Below are 19,863 nucleotides of genomic sequence, written 5' to 3'. Positions count from 1 at the left end.
GCCCGGTCAGGCGATAGAATCGGGGATTATGAGCAACGAGAGCGAACAGCTGGCATGGGATTTCGACGGTCTGACGGACCAGACGGCAAACGCGGAACCGAACGGTGAGACGCAGGGGAGTGCGGATGTCTCGGCGGCCGCGGAACCGGAGGTCGCCATCGTGGCGAACGAGGGGATCGCACGGTTCCCCATCGGATCGGACCAGTGGGTCGCCGCATTGCAGGCCAACGACGAGGACGCGCTGCGGCTCAACCGCCTCGATGTCTCCGCCATGGAAGCGGACACCGCCGCCCGGCTGTGGGCGAAGATCGCGGCATGGGTGGAATCCGATCAGATCGCCTACTACATCGACGACGCCCCGGTCAGCTCCGACGCCGCCTACGATGCGCGTCTGCGCTGCCTGCAGCGGCTCGAGGCCGCATTCCCCACGCTCGACAACCCGCAGTCGCCCACGCATCGCGTCGGCGGCACCTTCTCCAACGACTTCGTGTCCGTGCGTCACCCCTCGCGCATGATGAGCCTCGACGACGTATTCTCCATCGAGGAGCTGCACGACTGGTACGACGGCGTGCTGCGTGGCCTCGACTGGCCCGAAGGCAAGCCGCTGCCCATGAGCTGCGAGGTCAAGATCGACGGACTTGCGCTGAACCTCATCTACCGCCACGGCGTGCTAGAGCAGGGGCTGACGCGCGGCGACGGCGTGACCGGCGAGGACATCACGCTCAACGTGCGCACCATCGGCACCATCCCCGCCAATCTTGCAGGCTCCGCCGAAGACATCCCCGACTTCGTGGAGATCCGCGGCGAGGTGTTCATGCGGTGGGACGACTTCCGCACACTCAACGACGAGCAGGAGGACGCCGGCCGCGAGCCGTTCGCCAATCCACGCAACGCTGCCGCCGGATCGCTGCGCCAGAAGGACCCGCGCATCACCGCCACCCGCCGTCTGAGCTTCTACGCGCACGGCATCGGCAGGCTCGAATGGGGTGCCGGGCACACCGGGCACGATGAGATCAACGACCAGTCCGAGGCCTACGCGCTGTACACCAAGTGGGGCGTGCCGGTCTCGCCGCACAACCGCACCGTCACCTCGTTTGGCGAAGTGCTCGACATGATCGACTACTACGGCGAGCATCGCGGCGACATCGAGCACGCGCTCGACGGCATCGTGGTCAAGGTGGACGATCTGGCCCTGCAGCGTTCCCTGGGTGCCACTTCGCGTGCGCCGCGTTGGGCCATCGCCTACAAGTACCCGCCTGAGGAAGTGAACACCGAACTGCTCGACATCACCGTGCAGGTGGGGCGCACCGGGCGCGTGACGCCCGTGGCCGTGCTGAAGCCCGTGCATGTGGCCGGTTCCACCGTGGCGCGCACCACGCTGCACAACCCGTTCGAGGTGAAACGCAAGGGCATCCTGATCGGCGACACCGTGGTGGTGCGCAAGGCCGGCGATGTGATCCCCGAACTTGTGGGACCGGTATTGGAACGCCGCAAGGGGCGCGAGGACGAGCTGCGCGAATTCGTGATGCCCGAGCATTGCCCGAGCTGCGGGGCCAAACTCGCCCCCGCCAAGGAGGGCGACAAGGACATCCGCTGCCCGAATGTGGAAAGCTGCCCCGCGCAGCTGACCGAACGCGTGATTTCGCTGGGCATGCGCAAGGCCTTCGACATCGAACATCTGGGCGACCAGTCGGCCATCGCCCTGACGAACCCAGAGGAGAACCGGCCCGATTCCGTGGCGACGTTCGCGCCGAACATCACGGAGATCCTGGTCGCGCCGGGCGAGGAACCGGAGGAATACGAGCCGGTCGAAGGACTGGAACTGCCGCCCGTGCAGACCCCGGTGCTGAGCTCCGAGGCGGGGATCTTCGACCTGACCGCCGCCGATTTGAAGGACGTGCGCGTATGGCGCGAGGCACCGATCATCGAGGTGCGCGAGGTCGTGGGCGACAACGGCCGCAAACGCAAGGTGCGCAAGCGGATCGGCGGATCCGGTCTGTGGCATCAGGTGCCGGCGTTCTGGACGACCGCCGCGCCAGCGCCCAAGGTGCGCAGGAAGGCCGGTGAGCAGGCGGCCGGCGCGTCTTCCGATACGACCTCCGACGCACGCTATCCGGGCTTCAACGTGCCCGCCGACGCCGTGGTGGTGCGCGAGGAGACGAAGACCTCACGCTCCGGCGAGACCACGGTCACGCCGATCATCATCAAACCCGCCGAGAACACGCGCAAGATGCTTGACGAGATCGGCAAGGCCAAGCAGGCCGACCTGTGGCGTGTGCTCGTGGCATTGTCGATCCGACGCCTGGGACCGCCCACCGCGCGCATGATCGCCTCCGCCATGGGGTCGCTGGACGCAATCAGCAAGGCGAGTGTGGACGATCTGACACAGATCGACGGCGTGGGGCCGGAAATCGCCGAATCGGTGGTGCACTGGTTCGCCGCCGCGCGCGAACCGGGGGATTGGCGAGGCCAGACCCTGGCCGCATGGCGTGCCGCCGGCGTTGGCGTGGGCGAGGCGGCCACGAGCGAGCTGCCGCAGACCCTGTCCGGCAAGACCGTGGTGGTGACCGGCTCTCTGGAAGGCTTCTCGCGCGACTCCGCCAAGGAGGCGATCGTGGAGCGTGGCGGCAAGGCCGCCGGATCGGTGAGCAAGAAGACCGATTACGTGGTGGTCGGAGCGAACGCCGGTTCCAAGGCCGCCAAGGCCGAGGCGCTCGGCATCCCCATGCTGGACGAGGCCCAGTTCGAGCTGCTGCTCGCCGGCGAATACGGTGCGGATGCGGCCGATGATGCGGTCGAAGTCGAGAATGCGGGCGAAGACGCGGAAGAAGAGGAACTCGACTGATCCGGTCGAAACCGGGCGGATGGTAGTCCATTCGGACGGAATCCGGCAAATGGTAGTCCATTCGGTCGTTTTCAAGCCTGAAAACGACCGGACCGACAGCCAAGTCAGCGGAATCGACCGAATTGGCCGCCAAGTGCAGGTCAGTCGGCCGATGGTGCGCTTCGCAGCACCGGTGCTGCAAAGCGCCTGTTGCGCAGCACCGGCAGTGTCTGACGGGCCTTATCCAACACGTCCCGGTCGAAATCGGCGAACACGATATCGTCATCGTCCCCGGCCTGCGCGACCACATGCGCCATCGGGTCGACGGCTATGCTGTGCCCGATGTTGTGTGCGCTATGCTCGCTGCACGCCATCAGGTAGCACGTATTCTCCAACGCGCGGGCCTTGCACAGCGTTGTCCAATGATCCACCTTGTCCGTGCCGCGCGCCCACGCCGCCGATACCACCAACACATCCGCGCCGGCAATGGCATGCGCCCGCGCCAACTCGGGGAAACGCAGGTCATAACAGGTCATCACGCCGAACCGCCAGCCGTCGATGCCGATAAGCGGCGGAATCTCATTACCCGGTTCGATCACGTCGGACTCGCGTTCGCCGAACGCGTCGTACAGATGGATCTTGCGATAGGCAAGCCGGATCTCGCCGCCGTCGATGATCAGAAACACGTTGCCTGGCTTGGCAGATTCCGAATCGGATATGTGCACGGTTCCCATGATCGCAATGCCCGTCTGCGTGCTGATGGCACGAAGCGCCGTGACGAACGGGCCGTCGATCGGCTGCGCATGATGTGCCGGATAATACGGGTCGGTTGCGTCGCGTGCGATGATGCCCTCGGGTAGCAGCAGGACGCGGGCGCCGTTGGCTGCGGCCTGCATGGCATAGGTGCGGATGGTCTCGATATTGCGGTCAGGCTCACGTGCGACTGCGAACTGTGCTATGGCGACTCTCATACCCCGCATTCTTGCACGGTCGCGTTACCGGCAAGCGCGCGTGGGGCGGCGTCCGTCCTGACAAAGTCGGACGAGGTCGGATGAGTCGGGCACATGGCGGTCGGTTCGGTCGGAACCGGTCACATGGCTGTCCATTCGGTCGTTTTCGAGCCTGAAAACGACCGAATGGACCATCAAAGTGCGGATAACGGTCGAATGGACAGCCATTTGCCGTGTTCCATTCGGGGTAATGCCGCATGATATGCCGGCTGCCCGGAGGTATGGCAGCTGACACGGCAGCTGCCATGGCGGCTCAGCGCGATTCCATAAGCTGACGTGCCAGCGAGGTGAACTCGGCCGCCAGGGGAGTGGAGTCCAGCGCGCCCTCCGGTGTCAGCACCGCCGGACGCCCCGCCTCGCCGGTCTCGCGCAGCTCGGGCAGCAACGGCAACTGCGCCATCAACGGCACGTCATGCCCCAACGCCGCCGTCAGCTGCTCGGACACGCGCTTGCCGCCTCCCTCGCCGAAAATCCGCAGCTTCTCGCCCTTATGCTCGTAGTAGCTCATATTCTCCACCACGCCGCGCACCTTCATCGGCACCTGCAATGACACCAGCCCGGAACGCACCGCAATATCCGACGCGGACGGCTGCGGCGTGGTCACCACCACCAGTTCGGCGTTCGGCAACGCCTGCGCCACGGAAATCGCCATATCGCCGGTGCCGGGCGCAAGATCGAGCAGCAGCACGTCCGGCTCGCCCCACCACACATCGGACAGGAACTGCTCCAACGAACGCTGCAGTCGCGGTCCACGCCACAGAATCGCACGGTCCGCCCCCGCGAACATGCCGATCGAAATCAGCTTCACACCCCACGCGGTCACAGGCATGAGCATGCCGTTCAGATTCGTCGGCTGCGTATGCACACCGAACAGGCGCGGCAAGGAAAAACCGTAGATATCCGCGTCGATGGCGGCGGTATCGTAGCCGAGCGCCGCGAACGTGGCCGCAAGATTCGCGGTCACGGAGGACTTACCCACACCACCCTTGCCGGACGCGATGGCGAACACGCGGGTCTTGATGCCCGGTTTGCTGAACGGGTTCTGTCGACGCTCGGCCTTGAGCGTCTGCACGAGATCGGTCAGCTTGCTCTGTGGCATGGAACTGACCTCGATATGGGGAACAAGCGTGATATCGGGGGAGTCGGGACTGGTATAGGAGCGGACAGCGCCGTTGATCTGATTGGTGATGGTCTCGCTCAACGGGCAATCCTTGACGGTAAGCTCCACGTGCACGGTCACATCGACGATTCCGTTGCCGTCCGCGTCGGTATTGTCGGAAGGCACAGCCTCGATCGACGTGATCATGCCCAGATCGGTGACGGAACGACCCAGCTCCGGGTCGATGACGTGGCTCAGTCGTTCGAAAATACTCGCTTCGATGGTGTGAATGTCGTTCATGATCCTCCTGTGTGCGCCTACCACCTTAGCGGGTGGCCCCGTGCCACGCCAGAAGCGTGTTCGGCCGCCCTCCCGCTACCGCACTTGCCGATTCAGCCGATTCGCTTGACGGAGCAAGCAGACAAGCAGGCAAGTGGCAGGAAGGCGGCCGAACGTATCATGCCGATTGCAATATGGAGGAACACGGAACGGGGGCGCAGAATAAGGCGTTAGGCCCCGCGCCGATCAGCCGATCACTCGTCCGCGGAAACGTGATTCGCGCGCCAGATATCCGGCTCCACATAGATCTCCCACTCATACCACGGCAGCGCGGCACGGATGTTCTTCTCGATCTTGTCGACCGTCTCCACATCGTAATCACGGTCCAGCTTGGACGTCTGCACCTTCAGACACAGCAGTACGGCATCCTCATCCATATGAATCGCCTGCATGTTGATGAGCCGTTCCACGCCCGGCGTGTCCGCCACCGCCTGCGAAAGCAGCTTGTGCGTACGCGGGTCCACGTCCTCGCCAAGCAGCAGCGATCCGGATTTGAACGCCAGTGCGGCGGAGCCGACCACCAGCACCAGACCGACCAGCAGACCGCCGATCGTATCGTACAGCTCGTCACCCGTCAGCATCGAGCAGCCGATGCCAAGACCTGCGAACAGCAGACCGATCAGCGCGAGCGTATCCTCCATCATCACCGACGCCAGCTCCGCCGACTTGGTGCGACGCCAGAATCCGATCAGCGAATCCTCCTCGACCTTCACCCGCGCCATGCGTTCGCGTGCCTCCCTGATGGAGGTGTGCAGGCCGTAGCCTTCAAGGCAAGCGGAGATCACGACCACGGCCAGTGCGGCGAGCAGTTCGAGCGAGTCGACGCTTCTGGGAATGGAGCCGTCCGCCAGGCCGATGAGCTTCTTGGCTGCCTGGCTGACGGCGAACACGCCGCCGACGAAGAACAGCAGCGTGGCGACGATAAAGCTGGCCAGATATTTCGCACGATGCATGCCGAAGGGGTGATCGCCCTTGGACTTGCGGTCGGAGGCGCGGTCGCCGAACATGAGCACGATCTCGTTCGCGCAATCGGCCACGGAATGCACCGATTCGGAGAACATGGAGGACGAGCCGGTGAATGCGGCGGCGGCGAACTTCGCGCAGGCCACGCCGATGTTCGCGGCGAGGGCGGCCTTGACCGCGGCGCCCGCGTTGGCGTTGGCGGGTTTGCCGTTCCTTTCCTTCGTTCCTTCCGTCTCCGTCTTCTTCGATTGGCTGGAAGCCGATATATCCGATGCGACGCTGATATTCGTTTCGTCGGTCATAACATTCCTTTCGCTCTTCCTACGCCATCCTAGAGCATTTCCGGGGAATCGTACGGGCACTGTCCCGTTGTCGGCTCGCACGCCGCGTACGCATAATCCTATTGCGAGCATTGCGGGTGCGCGTCCCGTCTTCGCATATGAGAAACGAACACGGGAAAATCGGGTGCCTTGCGTACTATCGGCACTGACACGGGGGCCTACCAGGCTGAGAGCAAGCGCAAGCTTCGACCGTATGAACGTTTACCGGGTAATGCCGGCGCACGGAGTCTCTCTTCCCGTGCCTTGAATGAGAGAAAGGCACAAGTAATGACTGAATCGACGACCAAGAACACGGAGCACGAGTCTTCCGTGGTCCGCAAGCACAGCAATACATGGCGCGTGGTCGACATTGTGGTGGCCGCCATCATCGCCGTGGCATCCGGCGTGATCTTCTGGGGCTGGGACATCGTCTGCGCGGCCCCGCTGGCCATCTTCGGCGCGGTGACGCCGGGCTTCGAAGGCCTGCTCAACGCGTTCTGGCTGTTCGCCGGCCCGCTTGCCGCCATCATCGTGCGCAAGCCTGGTGCCGCGCTGTTCGCCGAAACCCTCGCCGCCGCACTGGAACTCACCATGGGCAATCAGTGGGGCGTCGGCGGATCGCTGATCGTCGGCATCATGCAGGGCATCGGCGCGGAGATCGGCTTCGCGCTGTTCGCCTACAAGGGCTGGAACATGCTGAGCACCGCGGTGTCCGGCGCATTGGCCGGCGTGGGTTGCGGCCTCTACTACTGGGTCATGAACCCGGCATGGGGCGTGCTTCGTTCCAGCATCTACCTGGGCACGTCCGTCATCTCCGGCGCACTGCTGGCCGGCGTGGTGATGTGCCTGCTGCAGCGTGCCATCGCGAAGACCGGCGTGCTTGACCGCTTCGAATCCGGTCGCGTACAGACCCTGGTCTGATCGGATTTGGGCTGGTAAGGCCTCGCGTCTTGTGATATGGCGCGGGGCCTCGCCGTTTGCCCGTTGATCGCTTGCCGGCCGGCTGTGATGCGTGCCCGGCTATGTGATTGATGTGATGGCTATGTGCTGCTATGTGTTGCTTGAGTGGGGAAGAAAGATCGATGGCTGATACTGCCAAAAACGCTGGTGCTGGGACCGGAGCGGGTGCCTTGGAAAGTGCCGCTGCCGAAAACACCACGGAAGGTTCGATGGGCGTGAGCGTCCAGGCGCGTGATTGGGGATGGAGACATGCCTCGCGCAAGGACTTCGCCCTGCGCCATGTGAGCTTCGATATCGAGCCGGGGGAGCGCGTGCTGCTGCTCGGTGCCTCGGGAGCAGGCAAATCCACGCTGATGGCGGGACTTGCCGGCGTGCTCGGCGGCGATGACGACGGCGAGCAGGAGGGGCATCTGCTGATCGGTGGTGCGGAGGCGCGCACGGCGCGCGGAATCTCCGGCCTGATGCTGCAGGACCCTGATGCGCAGACGATTCTGGAACGCGTGGGCGACGATGCCGCGTTCGGATGCGAGAACCTGGGGCTGCCGAAGGACGAGATCTGGCAGCGCGCTCGCGAATCCCTGGATATGGTCGGCCTCGACTACATGCGTTTCGACCATTCCACCCGCAAGCTTTCCGGTGGCCAGCGTCAGCGTCTCGCCCTGGCCGGCGTGCTGGCCATGCATCCCGGTCTGCTGCTGCTTGACGAGCCGACCGCGAATCTCGACCCCGAAGGCGTCAAGGAGGTCCACGATGCCGTGAAGCGTGTGGTCGAACGCACCGGGGAGACGCTGATCGTGGTCGAGCATCATATCGACGTGTGGCTTGACACGGTCGACCGTGTGATTGTGCTGGGCAAGCCCGACGGGGATTCGCTGGTCGGCGGGGTGATCGCGGACGGCGCTCCGAGCAAGGTGTTCGGCGCTATGGGCGATGTGCTCGCCGCAGGCGGCGCATGGGTTCCGGGGCGTACCATCACGCACTGCCCTCCGGCCGGGCAGCCTGGCGAAACGGTGCTGCACGCCGACGATCTGAGCTTCGGCCGCGGTTTCCCGCTCGGCGAGCATGTCAACATTGAATTCCATGCCGGCGAGGTCACCGCGCTCACGGGACGGAACGGCGTGGGCAAATCCACGCTCGCGCTCACGCTGGCCGGGCTGCTCAAACCGCTCGCCGGCCATGTGCGCATGGCGGAGCACCTGGTGCCTGCGCATAGGGCCAATGATGTCGGCACATGGAAAAGCCGTGATCTGCTGGGGCGCGTGGGCATGGTGTTCCAGGAGCCGGAGCATCAGTTCGTCACATCCAGCGTGCGCGATGAGATCGCCGTGGGCCCCAAGTCCATGGGGAAGTCGGATGAGGAGGCGTATCGGATCGCGGACGAGATGCTGGAACGCGTGAACCTCAAACGCTTCGGACCAGCCAATCCGTTCACGCTATCGGGCGGTGAGAAAAGACGCTTGTCGGTCGCATCCATGCTGGCCGCCGCGCCGAAGGTGCTGGTGATGGACGAGCCGACCTTCGGCCAGGACTTCACCACATGGACGGAAATGGTGCGCCTGATCGCGGACGTGCGCGACGCCGGCTCCGCGGTGATCATGGTCACGCACGATGAGGCGTTGATCGAGGCGTTGGACGCGCGCCGCATCATAGTCAGCGAGGAGGAACAGCATGACTGAGCGCATTACGGTCGTACCACATGCGGAACGTCTCGACGTATCCCGCCCCGCATCGCCATCATGGTTCATTGCACGGATCAACCCGGTCAGCCGGTTCATCGGCGCGTTGCTCCTGTGCATCCCGATGTTCTTCACGCTCGACATCATGTCCGCATCGGTGGCGTTCGGGCTGGAGATGGTTCTGCTGTGGATCGGCGGCATCGCGCCGTGGACGGTGCTGCGCAAGACCTGGCCGGTGTGGATCGCAGCCACGGGAAGCTTCGTATCCGTGGCCCTGTACGGCAAGGCGTCGGGCGATGTGCTGGTGGATCTGGGCGGGTTCGTGGTGATCTCGCAGGGATCGCTGTATCTGGCGGCGGCCACGTTCCTGCGCGTCGCCGCGATCGCGGTGCCCGGCGTGATGCTGGCGCTCGGGCTTGACCCGACCGATCTGGCCGACGGCCTCGTGCAGATCCTGCACCTGCCGTCGAAATTCGTATACGGCGGTTTAGCCGGGCTGCGCATGTTCACCCTGCTGCAGGATGACTGGCGCATGCTCGGGCAGGCCCGCCGCTCGCGTGGCCTTGGCGACGGCAACGCCATCAGACGTGTGATCTCCCAGGCGTTCAATCTGCTGGTCGTGTCGATCAGGCGCGGCACGAAGCTGGCCACCGCCATGGAGGCGCGTGGATTCGGTTCCGAACTGCCGCGCAGCCAGGCCCGTGAATCGCGATTGCATGCGGTTGACTGGGGATTCTACCTGATATGCGCCGCGGTGCCGGCGATTGCGCTCATCACGGCGTATTGCACCGGCTACTGGCATTGGGCTTTCAGCGGCGTGAGCAACTGACTGCCGCTCTGGCTCTTGGTATTTGGCATGGTTGTGTTATAAAACCAGGCAAAAGCTGAAGTATGCATGAGAACATATGCGTGGATGGGGATATGCGTGCTTCCGTAGGTGGTTCAGGTAAGAAACCCACGCGAACAATGGCGTGAAATAAGCCATTGCCGTATCCACGTATTGCGGCCAACCACCTACGGAACCATGTGGGCGGCCGTTAGGGAACATCGCCGGTATTCTGAAGGGCGGCCACAAAGCAGTCTTGCAAGACGCGCCCGAATGTTTTCGTAGCCGGGAGCAGAAACGGGAGGACCCCGCCAGTCCAAAGAGCGGCGGGGTCCTCCTATATGAAACACTGTGGCTATCAGATGTGGAAGTACAGCTCGTACTCCAGCGGGGTCGGAGCCAGACGGGCTTCGTCGATCTCGCCGCGCTTGAGGTCCAGCCAGGTCTCGATCAGATCGTCGGTGAACACGTCGCCGGCGGTCAGGAAGTCGTGATCCTCTTCCAGGGCGTCCATAGCTTCAGCCAGGGAGCTCGGCACCTGCTTGATGCCTGCGTGCTCTTCCGGCGGCAGCTCGTAGAGATCCTTGTCGACCGGTGCCGGGGGCTCGATGTGGTTCAGCACACCGTCCAGGCCTGCCATCAGCTGAGCGGAGAAGGCGAGGAACGGGTTGCAGGACGGATCCGGAGCGCGGAACTCGATGCGCTTGGCAGCCGGGGAGGTGCCGGCCAGCGGAATACGGATGGCGGCGGAACGGTTGCGGGCGGAGTACACCAGGTTGACCGGAGCTTCGTAGCCCGGAACCAGACGGTGGTAGGAGTTGAGGGACGGGTTGGTGAAGGCCAGCACGGAGGAGGAGTGCTTGATCAGGCCGCCGATGTACCAGCGAGCCATGTCGGACAGGCCAGCGTAGCCCTTCTCGTCGTAGAACAGCGGCTTGCCGTCCTTCCACAGGGACTGGTGGCAGTGCATGCCGGTGCCGTTGTCGCCTGCGATCGGCTTCGGCATGAAGGTCGCGGCCTTGCCTGCCAGAGCGGCGGTCTCGTGCACGACGTACTTGTACTTCATCAGGTCATCGCCTGCGTGCTGCAGGGAGTTGAAGCGGTAGTTGATCTCCTGCTGACCGGCGCCGGCCACCTCGTGGTGGGAGCGCTCAAGGATCAGGCCGACCTTCTGCAGGTTGGCGACCATGTCGTCGCGCAGATCCTGAGTGTGGTCGATCGGGGGAACCGGGAAGTAGCCCTTCTTGACGCGGTTCTTGAAGCCGATGTTCGGGGTGCCGTCGTCTTCGGTGTCGATGCCGGAGTTCCACGGAGCCTCGATGGAGTCGACCTCGTAGAAGGAACGCTGCATGGAGTTCTCGAAACGAACCTTGTCGAAAATGAAGAACTCGGCTTCCGGAGCGAAGGAAGCGGTATCGGCGATGCCGGTGGACTTCAGGTAGGCCTCGGCCTTGCCGGCGACCTGACGCGGATCGCGGGAGTACGGCTCATCGGTGAGCGGGTCCACGATGGAGAAGGCCACGTCGAGGGTCTTGTGCTTGCGGAACGGGTCGATGAAGGCGGTGGACACATCCGGGACCAGCTTCATATCGGACTCGTTGATGGCCTGGAAGCCCTGCACCGAAGAACCATCGAACGGCATGCCGTCCGTGAAGGCATCCTTCAGGAATTCGCTTGCCGGCACGGTGAAGTGCTGCTGCACGCCGATAAGGTCGGTGAAACGGACGGAGACGTACTCCACGCCTTCCTTATTGATAAGGGCCTCGGCATCAGCCTTGGTTTTCAGTTCGTCGGTCACGGGACCGCTCCTTTCAAAATCAGAAGTTACGTGAGATAAGCATAGAACCGTGCGTTTCGCGCACTCGTACTTTCGGTTACGAGAATGTTTCGTGCCGGGTGCTTTGGGGTGCGAATCGCGGTATTGCGGGGAAATATGCGATGATGCATGTCCATACAGTGGACGGGTGCCAGGGTCGCATGCTGGATGGGAAGGGGAGCGGGAAGCGCGAACAAGGACGCGGCCATGTGAGCCGATGGGGCTCGCGTTCGTTGCCTGGATATGCGAAGATCCCGGTGATTGGCCGGGATCTTCGAAAATTGCCGTATCGGTTGATCGGCTCAGCGACCACGCATGGCGCGGCGGCTGATCTTCTGGGGATGCATCGGATCCATTCCCTTCGGAATGCTGTAGCCGTTCTTGGCCTGCAGCGTGCGCAGACGATCGTTCAGCGTGGTGAGCTCGGTCTTGGTGAGCATGAAGCGCTGGTGCGGGTGGATCGCCTTCATGAACTTGTTGGTGGTGGTGTTCGGCAGCTTGGTCTTCATCTTGAGGATGACCTTGCGCAGATCCTTGATCTGGGTCTGCCCTTCGCCCTTGCCGACGTACACGCGGTAGACGGGGATGGAGGATCCGGCGGTCACGCCCTTGATGGCGTGCTCCTGACGGTCCATCGCATGCTTGAGTCGTTCGGCGTTGCCTTCGCCGATCAGGTAGATGCCGTTGTAGCCGGTGCCGCGCCAGACGGCGTCCTTGGTGCGCGGGTCGATCCACACCGGTTCCTGCGGGAAGCTGAAGCCGGCCTTGTTCATGTTGCCCAGAACGGCGATGGCGGCGCCCGGGCGTCCTTCCATCTTGCGGAAGCCGACGGCGTCCGCGCGGCGGGTCAGCACCATGGTGGCGAACAGGAAGCCGAGCAGGATGGCCAGGATCATCATCAGGATCCAGGTCAGCCACATCCACTTGAACACGATGCCGAGAACAATCATCACGACGATCGGCGCGACGAAGACCAGAGCCATCAGCGCAGGAAGCTGCTTGTCCTCTTCATGCGTGAACTTGTAGACCTGTGCGATCTGCTTGAACAGGCTCCTCTTTGCTGGCTTTTTCTTTGCAGGCTTTTCCGCCATAACTCCCTCACTTGCTACTCGACGCTGTTGGCATACTGGCCAATAGTCTACCAGTATTAAGGAATATTGAAAGCATTGCTGCCGGTCATGCCCCGAACAGGCAACGTGGAGCCGAAACATAATGAGTCCCGGAATAGGGGAGAGCCGTGCGGCCTGATCGGGGCGGAAAGACCGGTTACCGGGTGTGCAATGGGCGTCCGTCCGCCTTCAGCAGCGCCTCGCCGAGTGTTTCGGAGAAGGTGGGATGCGGGTGGATGAGCCGGGCCGCCTCGCTGAGCGGCACACGATTGCCGACCAGCTGCTCGGCCTCGGCGATGAGCTCGGTCGCCTCGGGGCTCACCATGTGCACGCCCAGCACCACGCGCGTTCCCGGATTGTCCGCGGTCTCGCCGCTTACGATGGTCATCGAGCCGGTCGAACCGCTCATCGCCATGCGCGCGTTGCCCATCATCGGGTATGCGGTTTCGGTGACGTTGCCGAACCGTTCGTCCGCCTTGGCCTGTGCGCCGGTGTATCCCACGCTTGCGGCTTGCGGGCGGGAGAATACGACTTGCGGAACGGTGTTCTCGTCTACGGGTTTCGGATCCAGTCCGGCGATGCGCTCGGCCGCCGTGATGCCCTGTTCGAACGCGCGGTGCGCCAGCGCATGCCCGGCCACGATATCCCCGACGGCCCAGACATGCGCGGCCCGCGTATGGCCGTATTCGTCCGTGACGATATGCCCACGTTCGTCAAGGTCGATGCCGTTGCCGGCGATCCAGTCGGCCTGGGTGTTGGGGTCGCGTCCGATGGCGCCGAGCACGACTTCGGATGTGACGGACTGTTCCTCGCCGTCCTTGACGCGGTAATATACGGTCGCTTCGTTCGGCGCATTCGATTCGATACGGGTCGCCGCGGCGTTGGAGACGACGGTGATGCCGCGCTTCTTCAGCTCCCTGGTGAGGGTGGTGCCTGCACGGCGATCCCACGCGGAAAGCACGCGGTCCTTGCGGATGACGAGTGTGACGGTACAGCCGGCCGAATTCCAGATCGAGGCGAATTCGACGGCGACGGCCCCGGCTCCGATGATGGTGGCCGAAGCGGGGAAGTCGCGTTGCAGGGCCTGCGTCGAGTCGATGATCGCGTCATGGAACGTGGTGCCGGGCAGTTCACGCGGGCGCGAGCCCATGGCGAGCACCACGTCCGTGGCCTCGATGACGAGTCGCGTTCCCTGCGCGTCGGTGGTCTTGCCCTTGTGGCGCAGCACGTCGGTCTGCCCGGTCGAGGGGGTGAGCAAGACGGAACGGCGGCGCTGGCCGTCGGCATCGGCCGTATTGGTTTCGCCAGCCGGCATGAGTTCCGCATTGGCCTGGAAGACGGTGACGCCCCGTTGCGCGAGCAGGGATGAGAGTCCCTGGACCATGGTGGAGACGATGCCTTCGCGCCAATGGTGCAGGGCGGGGAAGTCGATGGAATCGGCGTGCGCATGGATACCGATGCCGTTGGTATGGCGGATGGCATCGAATGTGGCTGTGGCGTCAAGCAGCGCCTTGGTGGGGATGCACCCGCGATTCAGGCAGGTGCCGCCCGGCGTGGCGTCGCGTTCGACGAGGGCGACCTGCTTGCCGAGCTGGGCCGCGCGCAACGCGGTGGAGTAGCCGCCGGGGCCAGCGCCGATGATGACGATGTCGAATTGTTCGGTCATGGAAACCTGCCCGTCTGTTTGTTGGCGTACCGTTGCCCGGCACGTACCGATTGATATGTGATGCTGATAGGTGCGCTCGACACGTACCGATATGCCTGCCGGCCGTGTTCGCGGCGCTATGCAACCACCTTAGCGTGCGGCTGCGGCTGCATAGCACATGATGCGGCCTCGCGTGCTGCGAATATGCGAAACGCCCCAGGCGGCTGAACTGCGCCCAGGGCGTTGGATCGTATGCATGTACGCGCGGTGCGGATCACTCCGGCCAGTGGCCACGCTTGTCGTAGCGCGGCTTCGGCAGACGCCAACGGCGCAGCTGGATCGCACGGCTCCACGCGTAGGACGCGGAACGGGTGCCCTTCGCCACGGATGCCTCGCCGTACTTCTCGATCAGCTTCTTCTTGAGCTTGTGCCACATCACCGCCACGTCGATGATCACCGCGGCCAGGTAGGCGTACAGCAGGACCATCGGGACGATGGTGGTCCACACGTTGCGGACGGTCACGCTCATCACCATGGAGGCGATCAGGATGATGACGGCGACGGGGACGAAGAACTCGCCGATGTTGAAGCGGGCGTCGACGTAGTCGCGGATGTACACGCGCCACGGCAGACGTTCCGACTTCGGCATGTTGTTGATGTCTCCGGTGCGCATGGCCTCGTACTGGGCGTCTTCCTTGGCGCGGATGCGGGCCTTGGCGGCCTTGGCGCTGGCCTTGCGGTCGACGGGGACCAGCGGGTGCAGGTTCTGTGCCTGGGCGTCCTTGCGCTTGGGGGTGGGATGGCCCTTGCCGGTGGTCTGGGCGGTGCCTGTGTGCTTGGTGTCGGAGGATTGGGCCGCGTCATCGGCCGGCTTGTGCGCCTCGTCCTTCTTCTTATTCCATGTCATGCTTGCAGATTACGGTGACGTCTCGACGCTGCGCTTGCGCGAATGCTTGGAACTGCAAGCTTTGCGGGCTGCCCGGCATAGCGGCGCGATGGTGCGTTTTGCATGGGCGCGCGAGGAATATACGATTGCATATCGAATTCGCATCGTCGCACGTACGGTACGAGCCAGCGCATGTTCCGCCGTGATCGGCGGCATAAGGAAAAGGTATGAATATGGCACAGCTTGAGTCGGGCGTCATCCGCGCCCGTGTCGAACAGGATTGGCAGCGCATCGTCGATGTGCTCAACCGCAAGATCGCTTTGCGATCCATTTCCGCCCACGGCATAACGGCGGATCACATGAAGCGCTCCGCAGAATTCGTGGCGGAGCAGATGCGCGAGGTCGGCGTGGACGCCAAGGTCGTGCAGTCGCACAATCCCGATGGCACCCCCGGTGCATGGGAGGTCATCGGTTCCAGGATCGTCGACGCGGACGCGCCCACCGTGCTGCTGTACGCGCATCATGACGTGCAGCCCGTGCCGGATGCCGCCGCATGGCACACCGACCCGTTCGTCGGCACCGAGATCGACGGCAGGCTGTACGGCCGCGGCGCCGCGGACGACGGCGGCGGCATCGCCATCCACTCTGGCGCATTGAAGGCGCTGGGCGACGATCTTGGCGTGAACGTCAAGATCTTCATCGAAGGCGAGGAGGAGATGGGCTCGCCGAGCTTCATCCCGTTCATCGAGGATCACCGCGACGAGTTCGACGCCGACGTGATCATCGTGGCCGATTCGGGCAACTGGTCCGCCGACATCCCCAGCCTGACCACGTCCCTGCGCGGCAACACCGACATGGACGTGACCGTCAAGGTGCTGGAGCACCCGGTGCATTCCGGCCAGTACGGCGGCCCGATCCTCGATGCGAACACGCTCGCCGCGATGCTGATCACATCCATGTACAACGAGAACGGCGATCTAGCGGTGCCGGGCGTGGCGGCCGAGGAGCCGATCGGCGGTCTGCAGCGCGACCTGGATGAGACAACCGTGCGTGAGGATTCCGGCACGGTGCCCGGCTATCGTCTCGCCGGCACCGGTTCGCTCGCCTCGCGCATGTGGACCAAGCCGTCGGTGACGGTGATCGGCTTCGACGCGCACCCGGTCGAGGGCTCGTTCAACGTGATCAGCCCCGAGACCACGTTCCGTCTGAGCCTGCGCACGGCACCGAACCAGCGCCCGGAAGAGGCACAGGAGGCGCTGGCCACGTTCCTGAAGGACCATGCGCCGTTCGGCGCCGAAGTGAGCGTGAAGCTCGGCGAGAACGGCATGGGCTGGGCCATGGACCCGACTGCCGTGGCCACCAAGGACGCGCTTGAGGCGATGGAGGAGGCGTTCGGCACGGCCCCCATCAACAAGGGCGAGGGCGGCTCCATCCCGTTCATTCCCGAACTGCAGCGCATCTTCCCCAAGGCCCAGGTGCTGGTCACCGGCCCGGAGGACCCGAAGGCCAACGCGCACAGCCCGAACGAGTCCATCTCGCTGCCGGGTCTGAAGAACAACGTGATCACCGAGGCTCTGCTGCTCAACAAGCTCGCCAAGTGAGCCCGCGCCGGCCAACATGCTGGCCGTGATTCAGGGCGTAACGTTACGACGATGGCCGTGACCGCAATGGCATATGCCGCCGCGGTCACGGCCATCGTCATTACCATGCATGAATCGCCGCCGTTATTCGCGCTTTGTAATCGTTTTCCAAAGAGGGTTTCCTCGACAATCGTTGTAACGGGCGTGCCTCGCATAGCCGACGCTGGTAGTATTAGCGGTGGGGTGAGAAACTTGATGAAATCAATGATGAAACGATCGGTAATCCTTATTTCCGCAGTGGTCTCGGTGGCGATTCTGGGATGTATCGCGATTCCGGCGCATGCAGTCACCGATGATGAAGCAACGTCTGCCGTGCTTACCGAAACCGATTATGAGAATGCTGCGAATCGCTGATGCAGGCATCGCTTTCTGGCAGGGTGAGCGGCAGATTGATGCGTTATTGGGGAGTCTGACAAGCGGTGATCGGTGAGATTATCCGCGATTATGCGTGGCCGCCATTGTGGATGCTGTTATTGGCCGCCTACCGGTTTCTGCCCCAATATTCCGGAACATACTGGCATTGCGATTCCTGTGACAACTGGATTCAGGAATGTGAAGTCGTATGCCCTCAATGCCTCAACTCGTACCGTCCCGGAAGTGTCGGTTCCATCGAAGACCGTAAGTCCTCGCGATTGGTTCGTATGGTGCAGTCGGGGGTGAGACGGGAGAGGACATGCAATCGTATCGAGATATCCGCTTGCCTTATCTATGCCGTAGTGTGCAGTTATGTTGAATTCGTGATGTGGTGGCCGTTCTTCAACTTCACTGCCGACGGGCATCCGTTTTCAGGTTCGACATCGTTGTCGACGTTGAAGATATCGCCTTGGCCGATAACCGATTTGTGCCTGATATGGTGGCTGCGCGGGCTGTGCTGCAGAAGTCGGCAGAGCAGGCTATTCGCTCCATTGGGGTTGACCGTTGTTGGAGAACAGAAAGCAGGGCGGACTCTTGCATACTGTCTAGGGTATGTAATGTTGGAATATGCCCAGTTGATGGTGTGTGTCCGACCGGCCATGCTTGAGCTACTGACACGCTACCGATTCAATTACCAATTCTCGCCAGTCTCCGGCGGTGTTGATCTTATCAATGCCGGATGCTTGGTTCTCGCCGGCATGTATATGGTGATTGCGGTTCTGGGATTTGCCTGTTATGCCGTTGGGCCGATAGACAACGTGTATTCGGAACTCCCCGCGAGTGGGCTGGAAATGCAGGTTCCTCGTTCCGCGGATAATCGGTATTCAAGCAATTCCCATGTGACTGGTGTGCAAACTGTGGCGATGGATTTCGGCGAATTGGGGAATGATTCGGATGTCCCAGTGCCGGGCAGTGTATTCCGCCCCTAGCGTTTGCTGTGTTGTTTGCTGGTTGTTGTTATTTATGCCGCATGGACGGCTATAGATGCGATAACGGAGAATGCGATATGGACGGCGTGTCAGATGACATGATGTAGCGATTTGATATACAATAAAAATGAGCTGAATTTCTAAGGGGGTTGAGCTCGAAGGGTAATTGATAATTCATGTTTATCAAAGGGGATTAATATGAGAAAAAGAATGATAACAGCGATAGTATCTGCTATTGCCGCTCTCGGAATGTGCACTGGGGTGGCTGCTACTGCTAACGCGTATATACAATATCCTGTCAGCAAGGGGAGCACTAACATAGGATACTATCAGGCTAGCTGGGATGTTACACCCACCAAGTCTGAGGTAACAGGTTATTCCTCTTCGCGAAGCCATTATTGCCGATCTGTGCAAGACCGAACGATTGTACGCTACCAATCGGCCTCCAAATATACACAATGCCATACCATCGCGAATGGTACCCAAGCTGCGCATGAAGATTGGGTGGAATACTCATATCAGTAGATATGAGTAAATGCCTGTTTGCGCCGCCGCGAGGATAACAGGATAACTCAGCGGCGCAAACAGGCCCTATGGGGGATGTTGTGATGAAAATTATGTGGCATAAAGTTTTTACCGCCGTGGCGATTGCGGTATGCGTGGGGGTTTGTCTTTCCGGATGCTCCACTCCGGGGGCCGCGAAGAACAAGGGCGCTGATTCCAACGCATCGTCCTCTTCCTCCTCCTCCGCATCCGCGCCGCAGTCGGCTGAAGGAAGCGATCGGCAGCATTATGCGTCGTCGTTGAAGGCATACGCGGAGTGGATGTTGAAAAGCGATGACGACATCCGCAAGGATTCCAACAGCACGCAGATTCCGATGAGCGATGCGCAGCGGGACATCATCAACCGCGCAATCGCTAATGAGGGGAAAGTGTCCCGCGCTGATTATGAACAGTCCTGGATGAATTTCCGCTCGTGCATCATGAACCGTGGGTGGACCGACCCCAAACCGACCGCATATGGCGGATTCTATGCGGTTCCCAGCATGAACGAAGAAGGCATGAGCAAGACGCAGGACGAGAAACTCGTCAGCGATCTGAACTTCTGCTCGATTTCGGAGAACACGAACACCGATCAGCTGTATCGTACGCAGGAAAGCAATCCGGAGCTGTCGACCGACAGTGACCAGTTGCTCGTGAACTGCCTCATCCAGAAGAAGGTCGCGCCGACTTCGTACACCAAAGAGCAGTTCTCGAAGGATTGGAGCAGTGATTCGGCGCCGGCGTTCTTCTCCAGTGCGGAGGCGCAGGAATGCTTCACGCTCTACCAGTATGGGGTCGCCAATGCGCAGGATGCGGATTCGTATTGGAAACCGTTGGGATGATGCGGCCTGCACGTCAAGCATG

Annotated in this window: 16 protein-coding genes; 9 read left to right on the top strand and 7 right to left on the bottom strand. The window is 62.3% G+C overall.

Features of this window, described 5'->3' with window-relative positions; all coding sequences use genetic code 11:
• The first annotated feature begins 28 nt into the window (after positions 1-28).
• Positions 29-2,845, top strand: a complete 2,817-nt coding sequence (gene ligA, locus G1C98_RS06330) for an NAD-dependent DNA ligase LigA (protein WP_169080338.1) — start codon at positions 29-31, stop codon at positions 2,843-2,845.
• Positions 2,846-2,985: 140 nt separating this feature from the next.
• On the opposite strand, the gene G1C98_RS06325 is transcribed toward ligA, so the two are convergent.
• From G1C98_RS06325 to G1C98_RS06315, 3 genes are all read right to left on the bottom strand, one after another.
• Positions 2,986-3,795 carry a carbon-nitrogen hydrolase family protein gene (locus G1C98_RS06325; protein ID WP_417852300.1) on the bottom strand — a complete coding sequence of 270 codons (810 nt, stop codon included), beginning with the start codon at positions 3,793-3,795 and terminating at the stop codon, positions 2,986-2,988.
• A gap of 292 nt (positions 3,796-4,087) precedes the next feature.
• Positions 4,088-5,233: an Mrp/NBP35 family ATP-binding protein gene (locus G1C98_RS06320; RefSeq protein ID WP_169080334.1), complete on the bottom strand. Its 1,146-nt coding sequence runs from the start codon at positions 5,231-5,233 to the stop codon at positions 4,088-4,090.
• A gap of 233 nt (positions 5,234-5,466) precedes the next feature.
• Complete coding sequence (locus tag G1C98_RS06315) at positions 5,467-6,537, bottom strand: cation diffusion facilitator family transporter (protein ID WP_169080332.1); 1,071 nt, start codon at positions 6,535-6,537, stop codon at positions 5,467-5,469.
• Between the two features lie 306 nt (positions 6,538-6,843).
• Between G1C98_RS06315 and G1C98_RS06310 the strand changes: the two genes are divergently transcribed.
• The 3 genes from G1C98_RS06310 to G1C98_RS06300 all read left to right on the top strand — a co-directional run bounded on the left by G1C98_RS06310 (position 6,844) and on the right by G1C98_RS06300 (position 10,020).
• A complete protein-coding gene (locus G1C98_RS06310; protein ID WP_169080330.1) occupies positions 6,844-7,476 on the top strand; it encodes an ECF transporter S component in 633 nt (210 codons plus the stop codon).
• A 248-nt stretch (positions 7,477-7,724) separates the two neighbouring features.
• The gene (locus tag G1C98_RS06305) at positions 7,725-9,191 is read left to right on the top strand and encodes an ABC transporter ATP-binding protein (protein WP_169080496.1); all 1,467 of its coding nucleotides are present in this window, start codon (positions 7,725-7,727) and stop codon (positions 9,189-9,191) included.
• Positions 9,184-10,020 carry an energy-coupling factor transporter transmembrane component T family protein gene (locus G1C98_RS06300; protein ID WP_169080328.1) on the top strand — a complete coding sequence of 279 codons (837 nt, stop codon included), beginning with the start codon at positions 9,184-9,186 and terminating at the stop codon, positions 10,018-10,020. The genes G1C98_RS06305 and G1C98_RS06300 overlap by 8 nt, the downstream gene beginning before the upstream one ends.
• A 355-nt stretch (positions 10,021-10,375) precedes the next feature.
• On the opposite strand, the gene glnA is transcribed toward G1C98_RS06300, so the two are convergent.
• From glnA to G1C98_RS06280, 4 genes are all read right to left on the bottom strand, one after another.
• Positions 10,376-11,815, bottom strand: coding sequence for a type I glutamate--ammonia ligase (glnA, locus tag G1C98_RS06295; protein WP_169080326.1), 1,440 nt, complete (start codon positions 11,813-11,815; stop codon positions 10,376-10,378).
• A gap of 320 nt (positions 11,816-12,135) precedes the next feature.
• On the bottom strand, positions 12,136-12,924 hold the full coding sequence (locus G1C98_RS06290; RefSeq protein ID WP_169080324.1) for a DUF4191 domain-containing protein: 789 nt from the start codon (positions 12,922-12,924) through the stop codon (positions 12,136-12,138).
• A gap of 175 nt (positions 12,925-13,099) precedes the next feature.
• Positions 13,100-14,608 carry an FAD-dependent oxidoreductase gene (locus tag G1C98_RS06285; protein WP_169080322.1) on the bottom strand — a complete coding sequence of 503 codons (1,509 nt, stop codon included), beginning with the start codon at positions 14,606-14,608 and terminating at the stop codon, positions 13,100-13,102.
• Positions 14,609-14,861: 253 nt separating this feature from the next.
• Positions 14,862-15,494, bottom strand: a complete 633-nt coding sequence (locus G1C98_RS06280) for a DUF3043 domain-containing protein (RefSeq protein ID WP_169080320.1) — start codon at positions 15,492-15,494, stop codon at positions 14,862-14,864.
• On the opposite strand from G1C98_RS06280, the gene G1C98_RS06275 reads away from it, so the two are divergent.
• From G1C98_RS06275 to G1C98_RS06255, 5 genes are all read left to right on the top strand, one after another.
• On the top strand, positions 15,493-15,720 hold the full coding sequence (locus G1C98_RS06275) for a hypothetical protein (protein WP_169080318.1): 228 nt from the start codon (positions 15,493-15,495) through the stop codon (positions 15,718-15,720). The two genes, G1C98_RS06280 and G1C98_RS06275, sit on opposite strands and share 2 nt — an antisense overlap.
• Complete coding sequence (locus tag G1C98_RS06270; protein ID WP_169080495.1) at positions 15,707-17,074, top strand: dipeptidase; 1,368 nt, start codon at positions 15,707-15,709, stop codon at positions 17,072-17,074. The genes G1C98_RS06275 and G1C98_RS06270 overlap by 14 nt, the downstream gene beginning before the upstream one ends.
• A gap of 51 nt (positions 17,075-17,125) precedes the next feature.
• Complete coding sequence (locus tag G1C98_RS06265; RefSeq protein ID WP_169080316.1) at positions 17,126-17,467, top strand: hypothetical protein; 342 nt, start codon at positions 17,126-17,128, stop codon at positions 17,465-17,467.
• A gap of 617 nt (positions 17,468-18,084) precedes the next feature.
• Positions 18,085-18,456 carry a hypothetical protein gene (locus G1C98_RS06260; protein WP_169080314.1) on the top strand — a complete coding sequence of 124 codons (372 nt, stop codon included), beginning with the start codon at positions 18,085-18,087 and terminating at the stop codon, positions 18,454-18,456.
• Between the two features lie 617 nt (positions 18,457-19,073).
• Positions 19,074-19,841, top strand: coding sequence for a hypothetical protein (locus G1C98_RS06255; protein ID WP_169080312.1), 768 nt, complete (start codon positions 19,074-19,076; stop codon positions 19,839-19,841).
• Positions 19,842-19,863 lie beyond the last annotated feature (22 nt).

It is taken from the genome of Bifidobacterium erythrocebi (genome assembly GCF_012932675.1).
GTDB classification, from domain to species: domain Bacteria; phylum Actinomycetota; class Actinomycetes; order Actinomycetales; family Bifidobacteriaceae; genus Bifidobacterium; species Bifidobacterium erythrocebi.
Note: the sequence above shows the minus strand (reverse complement) of the source record. Positions and strands in the feature narration are given on the sequence as shown.